This window comes from Alkalibacterium putridalgicola (genome assembly GCF_040959045.1).
Lineage (GTDB): Bacteria > Bacillota > Bacilli > Lactobacillales > Carnobacteriaceae_A > Alkalibacterium > Alkalibacterium putridalgicola.
On record NZ_CP162615.1, the window covers coordinates 2,301,450 to 2,313,447 of the forward strand.

Here is an 11,998-nt window from a genome sequence, read left to right on the forward strand (position 1 = left end):
TAACTATAATAGGTTTTAATAACGGTTTCAATTGTTTCTTCAATGTTACCGGTATCAGGATTAGACTTCTGATTTTGTTTATATTTTAACTATTTCGACAATTCGACAGCGAACGCTTCAAAAGGTTGAAGTATAGCCCTTTCTAAGTCGATTTCTTCTTTTTCGTAATTGGAAGCGATCACTTTGGCTGTTTTTTCGTCCTCATCGAGTTCTAATCTTTCTTCCTGTTCACTCATGTTCGCTGCCACGAGCCATGTTCGCCCTTGATAACTGCGCTTATAAGCGAAGATGGACGAATGTCCAGGTAAAAGCAGTTCATAATCGCCCCAGACGATAAGCGGATCATCCTTACGCAGCTGGATCAGTTTTTTATACATATAAAAAATAGAATCCTTATTTGAGAGCGCCGCTTCGACGTTAATATCTTTATAGTTGGACTGGACAGGCAGCCAGGGCGTACCTGTCGTAAAGCCGGCCTGGTCTTCACCGCTCCACTGCATCGGTGTCCTTGCGTTGTCTCGACCTTTTGTATTGATCGCATGGATCAGTTCGTCTTTCGAGTAGCCTTTTTCCAGTCGCTCAGTGTACATATTGATGCTTTCAATGTCATCCACTTCATCGATGGATTCGATCTTTCGGTTCGTCATCCCGATCTCTTCGCCTTGATAAATATAAGGGGTGCCTTTCATCAGGTGGAGCAGGATCGCGAACAGTTTGGCACTTTCGACTCGGTAGGTCGTATCATTGCCGAAACGGGAAACGATACGCGGCAGATCATGGTTGTTCCAGAACAGACTGTTCCAGCCGCTGTCTTTCAGTTCGACCTGCCATTTTGACAGGACTTTTTTCAGTTCGGTCAGATCCAGTTCTTTGAGATCCCATTTCATACCGCCCGGCTGTTCATCCAGCTGCATGTGCTCAAACTGGAAAACCATAGACAGCTCTTCGCGCTCCGGATCAGAATAAAGTTTCGCTGTTTCAGGCGTGGCCCCCCAGGTTTCACCGACTGTCATGACGTCTCTGCCTTTGAGCGTTTCCTGATGCATTTCCTTGAGATACTCATGCAGTTTCGGCCCGTTCCCGGTTACTCCTTCATCAGGGATCTTCCCGATCAGGTCGATCACGTCCATACGGAAACCGCCGATACCTTTATCCAGCCAGAAATTCATCATGTCGTAAACGGCCTGGCGGACCGCTTCATTTTCCCAGTTCAAATCGGGCTGTTTTTTACTGAACAGGTGAAGATAGTACTGTTTTGTTTTTTCATCGTATTCCCAGGCCGAACCACTGAAGGTCGACGTCAAGTCGTTCGGCGGACCGCCTTTTACCGGGTCGCGCCAGACATAATAGTCGCGGTACGCGTTATCTTTACTTTTCTTCGCTTCAACGAACCACTGGTGCTCGTCACTGGTGTGATTGACGACAAGATCCATAACGATACGAATATCGCGGCTTTTTGCTTCTTCGATCAGCCGGTCCATATCGGCCATCGTACCGAAATCCGGATGAATGGCCTGGTAATCGCTGATATCATAGCCGTTATCGTCATTCGGGGACGCGTACACTGGGCTCAGCCAAATGGCGTCGATCCCGAGCTCTTCTAAATAATCCAGACGGCTGATGATCCCTAGGATATCTCCAATTCCGTCACCATTGCTGTCCTTGAAACTTCGCGGATAGATCTGATAAATGACCGCGTTCTGCCACCACTTCATAGCATACTCCTCTCGCTGGTTACTGATTTATTTCCCTGCTTCTTCCAGGATTTTTTCTAAAGTCAGTTCTTTCGTGTCTTTAACGATATAGTCCGCTTTGTGCATCGCCGCTTCCGAGCCGACACCGACAGAGAACATATTAGCCGCATTGATCGCTTCAACGCCTGCTTCCGCGTCTTCCAGTCCGACACACTCAGACGTATCGAGACCAAGTATCTCTGCTCCCTTGACGAAAATCTCAGGATCCGGCTTGCCCGCATGTAGAGATGCCGGATCCACGATACCGTCGAACAGGTCTTCGATCTCAAGACGCTTCATGATCTCCGGGCCGTTTTTACTTGCAGAAGCCAGCGCCATGCCCAGTCCTTTAGCTTTAGCGTCTTTAAGGAGCTGATCGATACCTGGAAGGAGATCCTTCGGTGTGATCTGCTTGATGTATTCTTTGTACTCATCATTTTTCTGAGTAGCCAGTTCCAGTTTTTCTTCTTCCGTGTAGTCATTCTCTTTATTGCCGTGCTTCAGGATGAGGTCCAGCGATTCCATACGACTGATGCCTTTCAGCTGTTCGTTGAATTCTCTGTCGATGGCGATATCCAGCTTTTCCGCCAGACTTTTCCAAGCCAGGTAGTGATACTCCGCTGTATCCGTGATTACGCCGTCTAAATCAAATATTAATCCTTTAATCATAATGTCCTCCTTAGAATGTGTGCTCGCTTCATAATGAAAAAAGAGAGATGGTCATCTCTCTTCCTTATTTTATCACTGCTTTTAGGGGTTTTAAATTTTTAGCGCTTTCTGGTTGGTGTTAAGCGCTCGGGTAGGTAAGATGTTCACTCGCGGGGTCAGTGCTTTGCGAGTACGACATCAGTGTTCGATAATTGTCCACTCACTGGGGCGGTGCTTCATGAGCACGACATTCTGGCCCACAAACTGTTCACTCACCAGATCGGTGCTCCGCGAGTGCGACATTTCAGACCACAAACTGTTCACTCATTAGGCCGGTATATCATCAGTGCGACATCTCGGCCCAAAAATTGTTCACTCAGCGAGTCAGCACCTCCCCAGTGCGACATTTCAGACCACAAACTGTTCACTCGATCCCATACCCTTTCCCCAGCGAACACCAAACCAAAGCCATTCAAGAAGGAAGAGATCATCCGCGGATGATCTCGCCCTCTTTTATTTTCGGATGGCTTGCTTGACGCTGTCTGTAAGCGTCACTGATTCCCCGTAAAGGTTGAAGTCTAAAGCGTCGCCTTCCTGCAGTGCAAATTCGACGTTTTCTTTGTCAACGATGACCTTGATGAGTCGGCCGCGGTACTTCAGCTTGAACTCATAACCGTCCCATTTTTCAGGACAGTATGGTTCAAAAGACAGTTCACCGGTCAGCGTGCGCATACCGGCAAAGCCGTGAACGATGGACAGCCAGCCGCCACTCATCGAGGTGATGTGCAGACCGTCTTCCGTATCGTTGTTGTAGTTGTCCAGGTCCAGACGTGCTGTCCGTTCGTACATTTCGAACGCTTTCTCCTTTTTCCCTAGTTCTGAAGCCAGGATCGAATGGACTAAAGGTGAAAGCGAGGACTCGTGCACCGTCATCGGTTCATAGAAGTCAAAGTTGCGTTCTTTCTCACTAAGACTATATTCGTGATTCAGGAAGTAAAGCCCTTGGAGGACATCTGCCTGTTTGATGAATGGTGATCGCAGGATCTTGTCCCATGACCAGTTCTGATTGATTGGACGTTCTTCTGGTCTTAAAGCAGTCACTGGACGCAGATCCTTGTCCAGGAAAGTGTCGTGCTGAACGAAGACATCCAACTCGTCATCTTTAGGGAAGTACATATTTTCTACGATGTCTTTCCATTTGTCTAGTTCTTCGGATCCAATATTTAAGCTCGCTTTTTTCTCGTCAGATACTTTTTCAAGAGATTCCAAAGTATAGCGCAGGGTCCAGGCGGCCATCGTGTTGGTGTACCAGTTGTTGTTGATGTTGTTTTCATACTCGTTCGGACCCGTTACGCCGTGGATCATGTATTTTTCATTACGTTTTGAGTAATGCACGCGGTCGGCCCAGAAGCGGGAAATACCAGTCAGGACTTCGATCCCCTTGTCCAAGAGATAGGATTCGTCTCCGAAATAAGTCGAGTAGTTGAAGATCGCATGAGCGATCGCGCCGTTACGGTGGATCTCTTCAAACGTGATTTCCCATTCATTATGGCACTCGATCCCGGTGAAGGTCACCATTGGATACAGTGCGCCTTCCAGTCCCTGCTTGGATGCATTGACATGCGCTTCTTCCAGCTGGTTATGACGGTAGACTAAAAGCTGCTTGGACACTTCTTCGTCAGTGATCGACAGATACATCGGCAGGATGCAGGATTCGGTATCCCAGTAAGTCGCACCGCCGTATTTCTCTCCAGTGAAGCCTTTCGGTCCGACATTCAAACGCGGATCTTCGCCGTAATAGGTTGAAAAGAGCTGGAAAATATTGAAGCGGACACCCTGCTGGCTGGCTTCGTCGCCTTCGATCACGACGTCGGCATTGTTCCAGCGGTTTTCCCATTCGCTCACATGCGCCGTTTTCAGTTCAGCAAATGAAGCTTCATTTGCTTCAGTTAAAATAGCTTCTGCCGCTTTGACCTGATCGGCTTCTTCGACGTCACGACTGGTGATGACCGAGACCAGTTTAGTCAAACTGACGGTCTCGCCTTCTGAAACGGTGCCTTTATAGTTTTCAGCGACCAGCATGTCGGATTCGCTGCTGTCTGCTTTAGCAAGGCCAGAAACGTCGCTGTTCATCATCGTCGTCACAGTAAAGCGGTCGGTACCAAAATTGTTTTCCACTGTTTTGCTCGTTAAGTAAGGATACGGCGTCAACCCGCGGTCACGCTCGATCCAGAACTGTTCATCGTAATTGCTGTCTTCATTCTCGACATCCCCGTCCAGGTGAGGTGTCATTTCGATGACAGGACTGCCTTTCAAAACGTTTGCTTCGATATGGATGACCGCCAGTTCTTTCGTCGCTACACTCACGAAGCGGGCAAAGGTGAAGGCGATCTCTGTGTCGTCTTTTGACCAGACGAAAGAACGGTTCAGAACACCCTCTTTCATATCCAGTTCCAAACGGTACTCTTTCACGTCATCTACGGCCAGGTCGACTTTGTGTCCGTCGACTTGGATCGTTACGGGGATAAAGTTCGTGGCGTTGATCACTTTACCGAAATATTCAGGATAGCCGATCTTCCACCAGCCGACACGTGTTTTGTCCGGATACCAAACACCAGCCAGGTACGTTCCGATATGTGAATCGCCGGAATATCCTTCTTCAAAGTTTCCGCGCAGCCCCATATAGCCGTTGCCGATGGCCGTCAGACTTTCCTGTACGCGCTTGTCTTTCTTTACCTCCGTGGTGATGACTTTCCACGGGTCGATTTTTGCTATTCTCTTCATTCTCATACACATCCCAATCTATATTTTCTCTATTTTAAACTAGCTGCTTTTGATCGCTTCAAGCAGGACTTTACGTTTTTTCGCACGCTTGCGTTTTTTCATCAGACGCTGTTTCTTCTCTTCTTCGTTATCGACATAGTAATAAACAGAAAAACCATTCTGATGCAAAATCTCGTCCTCTTCATACGACTCGTCATTAAAACCGAACACTTTATGTGCGCCATGCGGCAGAAGCGGCAGGAAGGCCTCGTCTTCATCCTGATTAAAGAAGAAGTAAAGTTCCTGATTGCCCAGTTTACGCTTGAAGCCAAGGAACTGCTCATCGTCTCTCACGTCGTGCCACTCGGTTTCGCCATAACTTAAGATCGGCTGATATTTTTTACGGAAACGGATCAGGTCTTTTGAAAAACGCAGCATATCATGATCCTGTTTGTTCTCATCCCAGATCATACACTTGCGGCAGTCCGGATCCCCTTCGCCGTCGAGTCCCACTTCCGTCCCGTAATACATACACGGTGCACCGGGTTGTGAATAAAGGAAGGCCATCGCTGATTTCACGAGACTTTTATCCCCACCGGCTTTGGTCAATAGTCGCGGCGTGTCATGGGAATCCAGCAGATTGAACATGACTTCTGTCGTCTGCTTACGGTAAAGCATCAGCTGACTGTTCAGGCTGGACACCAGACGCGTCGGAGACAGAATCTTCTTGAAGAAATAGTTCTCGATATTATCCGTAAAGGCATAGTTCATGACGGCATGGAATTCGTCGCCGTTCAGCCAGTTCTGTGAGGAGTGCCAGATCTCTCCCAGGATATACAAGTCTTCTTTGATGTTTGTGGTTTCCTTGAAGAATCGCTTCCAGAAGAAATGGTCCACTTCGTTGGCGACATCCAGACGCCAGGCATCGATATCGAATTCCTTGATCCAATACGTTGCGATATCCAGTAGGTACTCCTGCACTTCCGGATTGGCTGTATTCAGTTTAGGCATGTGGCCGGTAAAGGCAAAGGTATCGTAATTCACACGTCCGACATTTTCCAGTTCTTCCGTGCTCAGGTCGCTGACGTCTTCGACCGGGAAGGAATGTATATAAAACCAGTCTTTATATTTAGAGTTTTCCTGATTTAAAAGCACATCCTGCCACTGTCCCGATTGGATGCCGACATGATTGAAAACGGCATCGATCATGACACGCATGCCACGATTGTGTGCTTCATCCACGACTTTTTTAAAGAGTTCCTTGTCACCAAAATCCGGATCGATCTCTTTATAGTCGATGGTGTCGTATTTATGGTTGGAGTGCGCTTCAAAGACGGGGGTGAAGTAGATGCCGTTGATCCCCAGTTCTTCCAGATAATCCAGACCGTCCAGGACACCCTGCAGATCCCCGCCGTAAAAATCATCACGGGAAGGATGTTCCTTGCTCGCCCACGGAAGGGTTCCTTCCGGGTTATTGCTTTCGTCACCATTTCTGAAACGTTCCGGAAAGATCTGATACCAGATCGTCTCGCTGGCCCATTTCGGTGCCCGGAAGGCGTCGATCTCGTGGATGTAAGGCACACGGAAATAAAAGTTCATCTGCTCAAGAAATGTCTCTTCAAACGGATAGACGCCCTGATCGGAATAAAAAATCTCAATGCCGTCTTTGCCGATCACACGGAAACCGTAAGCCATGCGTTTGGTCGGCTCATGTGTATCGATCATCCAGTAATCATGCATGTTCGTTGTAGCGACTTTCTTCATTTCTTTGCCGTCTGTATACCATTTCTGTTCATCCAGAGCGTAAGGATCGCCACTGATCAGCTCGACGCTGTCCACGTCTTTGGCTTTCGTCCGAATACGGATATGGTAATGCCCGCGTTCGTATAAGTAAGCATATTCACTCTCGGAACGGTGATAAATTGCTGCTGTATCCATAAAAATACCCCTTCTTCTATTAAGTTTTCTCGCTATGATTAATTTATTTTTCTATATATTCATCTTAAAGCGGTTTCACTCTGATTCTAGCACTTGGAGAGAATTATACAAGGCTAATCGCGGTGTTATCGGTAACAGAATGACTAGTTAAGAAGAAACGAGCTGCAGCTCGTTTCCTCCGGTTGCCGGGTTGACTGTTTCGGCTGGCTGGAATTGAACCGGTTCGGCTTATTCATATAAGGTGTTGTTCCAGTTGAATGAGCCGAACTACAGAAGGTTCGGCTTATTCGTCCGTATTCTTTTCACAGACAAACTGAACTTTGCCGAGGTTCGGTCGATTCGACGGCGCCCAGTTTCCGAACCGACCGAAGTTCCCTAACTTCAGCACTTAGCTTCCCTTCACTCTGATCAACTTACCGAAGTTGACGGTTATTCGACACTTAGATACATCTGTACCTCACCTACTTACCGAAGAAGCTCCTCTTCGGTAAGTAGGTGGCCTTGCATCAGTCTAAACTGCCGAACCAGGTCCTACTTCGGTAAGTTAGATCGGCGCGTCCTGTTGAAACGACCGAATTTTCAAATCTTCGGCTATTACGTTTTCCACCATTATTTCTAATGACCGAACCGTCATAAAAACTGTAAACCAAAAACGTCCAAGCCTGACAACTGGAGCAGTCAGGCTTGGACGTTTTATTCTATCAGCGGGTCGTGCCGCCGAGTTTCAGTTCTGTTTCAAACAGCTGATCCCCCTGCGGTTTCCCGTTCTCATTAACTTTTTTCAGGACCATCCTGGCACAGGCCGCCCCCATCTCCGTGATCGACTGTTTCAATGTCGTCAGGTTCGGATACGCGATCTGATCCAGGAAGACGCCATCGTGACCGATGACACCGTAATCGCCCGGGATATCACCGTCGTGTTCCTTGATTTCACGGATGACCCCAAGGCCTAACCGGTCCGAGGCGCACAGGAACAAGGTGTTTTTCGGAAAGGTGTCCCAGTTCTCCTTGATGAAGGCTGCCGAGTAGCGTGAACGGTTTTCAAGGTTAAAGATGCACGGTTCTTTTCCGTGATTACTCATTACCGTTGTATAGCCCTTTTCTCTAGAACGGGCGAAAGGCTCATCGACATCGATACCGAGATAAACGATCTTCTCATAGCCTTTTTCAATGGCATATTCCGTCGCTTTCGCCATACTCTCTTCATTATTGCTGTCCACAAAGTCGATCCCCATCTCATTCTGGCCGAAAAGCACGGTCGGTTTGTCCAGAGACTTGATCAATTCTTCATCTTCCTGACGCATGCCGCAGACGATGAACCCGTCGGAATCCCCGATCTGCACGTTCTGATGTGTCAGAAGCTGCAGACTGTAGGCGTACTTGTCCAGTTCATTGGCGATCCCTGTCAGGAGGAACATGTAATAGGGTTCAGTGGTATCCATTTCTTCTAATATCAGTAACTTGATGATCTGCGTGCGATTGTTCGCCAGCGCTTTTGCGGCTGCATTCGGGCGATAATTCAGTTCTCTCATGGCTTCGTACACAAGTTCTTTCAGTTCATCCGTGACCTGTTCGGGATGATTGATGACTCGCGATACCGTCATTTTCGAGACATTCGCCTTCTTTGCAACATCGTTTAATGTAGCCAAACGTTTTCTCCTTTCAACCTGCTCGTGCACAGGGGTGTCTCATTACTTGTCCATTCGATTATATCATGTAACCGTGGCTTGATTCATGCTGATCCGTCATTATTCAGGATAAATTCATCTAAAAATCACACTTACTTTTCAACGATCCTTACTTCATAGGGATGCAAAACAAGGCGCCCATGCACAGTTTCACCGGACTGAATGTCCGTCACTTCTTCGTTGATCTCGATGACCTGCAGATCCTCTGTGAAGTTCATGATGAAGACAGTTTTCAGTCCATCAGCTTCTCTGGCCTGCACGGAAACACCGCGTTCATGTGTGACATCAAGTGCCGGTTTCAGATCCAAATCTGTGATCAGCTCACCGTAAAAATCCGTTAAAAATGGTTCTTCCGAACGTGCGCCAATGTAATACGCCTGCCCTTTCCCATACGCATGGACTGTAACGGCCGGTTTGCCCGCGTAAAAGTCACTCTGGTAGACAGCCAATTCGCTGGCCGCATTCGCTTCGATCACAGTTGCGTAATCGTTGATAGCATAGATTTTACCGTTATACTCCAAGCTGTTCTCATCAGAAGGATAATACGTATCGGTTTCCAGAGGCGCCATGCCAAAGGTTTCTTTCAAAGGTGCCAGCCAGCCGCCCATATGTGTCAGGTCCGACTCGTTCACAAGGCCAGTGATGTAAGTAGACACCAGCGTGCCGCCACTTTTCACATAGTCCTGTAGTTTTTCAGCTGTTTTTTCTGACATCATATACAGCATCGGGGCGATCACCAAGTCAAATTTACTCAAATCCGCTTCTTTAGAAATGACATCCACTTGAATATTTTTATCCCAGAAAGCCTGATAATGCTTCTCGAGGGTTTCACCGTACTGCTTCGTCTTCAAGCCGAATCCCTGCGCATCGTTCAGCGCCCATTCGTTTTCAACATCATAAATGATGGCTACTTTTGCCTTACGCTGATAACCGACGACTTTATCCGAAATGTCTTCCATCGCTTTACCAAGTCGCGCGACTTCTTTAAAGACGCGGTTTTCAGGCGAACGGTCATGATCGACGACGGCCCCGTGAAATTTTTCAGAAGATCCACGTGATTTGCGCCACTGGAAATACAGCACACTGTCCGATCCATGGGCCAGCATCTGCATGGATGACAAGTAGTGCATCCCCGGACGCTTGGCTTTATTGACGTCGTGCCAGTTCACGCCACTTGGTGTCGACTCCATCAAAAGAAAAGGCTGATCTTTCATCGCGTAGAAATGATCGTTCAAAAAGCCCACTTTTGAAGCCAGTGTGGCGGTGTCTTCCTTATCATTGTGCCAGGCCGGATAAGCGTCCCAGCTGATGACATCCACTTCTTTGGCGAATTTGCTGTAATCCAGTCCCGTAAAAGGCGTGAACTCAGGATTGTCCGACATGAAGTTCGTCGTTATCGGTATCTCGGGTGTGATGTCTCGCAATGGTTCGATCTCATTTTTATAGAAGTCGATCGTCTGATGCGAAACGAAACGGCGCCAGTCAAGGTTCATCCCATGTACAGCACTTTCCCCGATCGGCGAGGGTGATTCGATCTGTTCCCAGTCACTGATCGTGTGACTCCAGAAAGGTCCCCACCAGGAATCATTCAGCTGATCCAAGTCATTCTCGTATTTTTCTTTTAAGTACGTTCTGAAATTCTGCTGGCACAAGTCACAGTGGCATTCGCCGCCGAACTCATTGGAGATATGCCACATGAGTAGTGCCGGATGCTCTCCGTAGCGCTCAGCCAGTTTTGTATTCATTTCCTGCGTTTTCTCCCTGTAATAAGGAGAAGAAAAACAGTGATTGTGGCGCCCACCGTGCAGCTGTTTCCTGCGGCTGGCATCCACACGCAGGACTTCAGGATGCGCTTTGGACATCCAGGCCGGACGTGCCCCACTTGGCGTTGCCAGAATAAAACGGCCGTCGAAAGAATGAATGCGTTCGATGACCTCATCCAGCCACTCGAAGTCATACTTTCCTTCTTCAGGCTCCAAAGCTGCCCAGGCAAAAATGCCGATGGAGAAGGTATTCGTGTGGGCTTTCTGCATCAGGACCACATCTTCTTTCAATATTTCAGGATAAGCCAGCCACTGATCCGGGTTGTAATCTCCCCCGTGAAGCAGGCGCTGTTCATCTGTTACACGTTTCTTAGTCATATGAATCGTCCTCTCGTTTCATTATTTTCGGTAATAATGATTCAATTTTTCTATTAATTCATCAATAACTGTCATAAGGTGTCCCGGATGTCCCTGATCGCGCATTTCATCTTTCAGACAAGCCAGATAGTCGACATGCTGCTTGTCGAGTAAGGCATAATCTGAGTCAGTCAGGTCCAGTGTTTCGTCTTTGGCCTTGAGATAGGTTTCGACATCCATCTGCCACGTCCGTGTCCTGTCCGGGTAACGCAGCAGCAGTTCTTCAGCTCTAACGATGCCCTGTGGAGTCAGATCACCCACAAACCGCAGCTCGGCACCATTGGCGATGAGACGGTCGAACACTTCCCAGGCTGTACGTGTCCATTTCTCTTTCGTACAGATCATCGGCAGTGTCGGCACTCTGTCGGCGATCCGGCTGAACACTTCGGCATTGTCGATGATCCACACGATCGGCTGCTCATGAGCAGGATAAACGGCGCGCAGCTTCACGACTTCTCTCAGAGGAACGGTGAGCACACTATGGCTGTGGACTGCCGCTTCCCATACTGGATGATAACCGGAGGCTGTTTCAGCGAATAAATTCACGGCTGTCACAGAATCGGAGATATCTTCCCGGTACAAATGATAATCTTCCAGCAGATCGCTGACAGCTTTCTGATCGGTCGGCATAACAATATGTTCTTTCGAATGGACACGTTTGGTCTCAGCTAAGACGTGGAGCCACAGTTTTCCTAAAGACGACGCCGGATCAAAGGCATTCGCATCCAGTGTAATGATCTGGCTGAATACAGACAGCCGGACCGGGCGTGTCGGGAGCAGGCGGATTCCTTCGGATAAATAAAGTACCCATTGCTCAAACTGTTTCGGAGACACATCGATCAAGTCATGGATCCATTTGGTGTCTTCCTCGTTGTCTCTTATATAAATCAGCCAGTCTCTGACCAGCGGAAATTCCTCTTGTAATTCATTGAGGAGGTGTTCACGGCTAAACATCTTTCCAAGCACTTCCTTCTCTGTTCTGTCTCTTTTATTCTACCATTTTTAAGTGAATATCTCAGATTTTTAACAAAATGTGACATTCCCGACA

At 47.9% G+C, this 11,998-nt stretch carries 7 protein-coding genes; all 7 read right to left on the minus strand.

The window, feature by feature from the left end; all coding sequences use genetic code 11:
• Positions 1–89: 89 nt before the first annotated feature.
• The 7 genes from AB4027_RS10925 to AB4027_RS10955 all read right to left on the minus strand — a co-directional run bounded on the left by AB4027_RS10925 (position 90) and on the right by AB4027_RS10955 (position 11,904).
• Positions 90–1,715: an alpha-glucosidase gene (locus tag AB4027_RS10925; protein ID WP_368645356.1), complete on the minus strand. Its 1,626-nt coding sequence runs from the start codon at positions 1,713–1,715 to the stop codon at positions 90–92.
• A 27-nt stretch (positions 1,716–1,742) separates the two neighbouring features.
• Positions 1,743–2,402: a beta-phosphoglucomutase gene (gene pgmB / locus AB4027_RS10930; protein WP_368645357.1), complete on the minus strand. Its 660-nt coding sequence runs from the start codon at positions 2,400–2,402 to the stop codon at positions 1,743–1,745.
• Positions 2,403–2,894: 492 nt separating this feature from the next.
• Positions 2,895–5,171, minus strand: a complete 2,277-nt coding sequence (locus AB4027_RS10935; RefSeq protein WP_368645358.1) for a glycoside hydrolase family 65 protein — start codon at positions 5,169–5,171, stop codon at positions 2,895–2,897.
• A gap of 33 nt (positions 5,172–5,204) precedes the next feature.
• Positions 5,205–7,082 carry a glycoside hydrolase family 13 protein gene (locus AB4027_RS10940; protein WP_091488366.1) on the minus strand — a complete coding sequence of 626 codons (1,878 nt, stop codon included), beginning with the start codon at positions 7,080–7,082 and terminating at the stop codon, positions 5,205–5,207.
• Positions 7,083–7,783: 701 nt separating this feature from the next.
• Positions 7,784–8,731 (minus strand): LacI family DNA-binding transcriptional regulator, encoded by a 948-nt coding sequence (locus AB4027_RS10945; protein ID WP_368645359.1) that lies wholly within the window; start codon positions 8,729–8,731, stop codon positions 7,784–7,786.
• Between the two features lie 131 nt (positions 8,732–8,862).
• Positions 8,863–10,911, minus strand: coding sequence for a beta-galactosidase (locus tag AB4027_RS10950; protein WP_368645360.1), 2,049 nt, complete (start codon positions 10,909–10,911; stop codon positions 8,863–8,865).
• Positions 10,912–10,932: 21 nt separating this feature from the next.
• Positions 10,933–11,904 (minus strand): DUF2399 domain-containing protein, encoded by a 972-nt coding sequence (locus AB4027_RS10955; protein WP_368645361.1) that lies wholly within the window; start codon positions 11,902–11,904, stop codon positions 10,933–10,935.
• Positions 11,905–11,998: the final 94 nt, after the last annotated feature.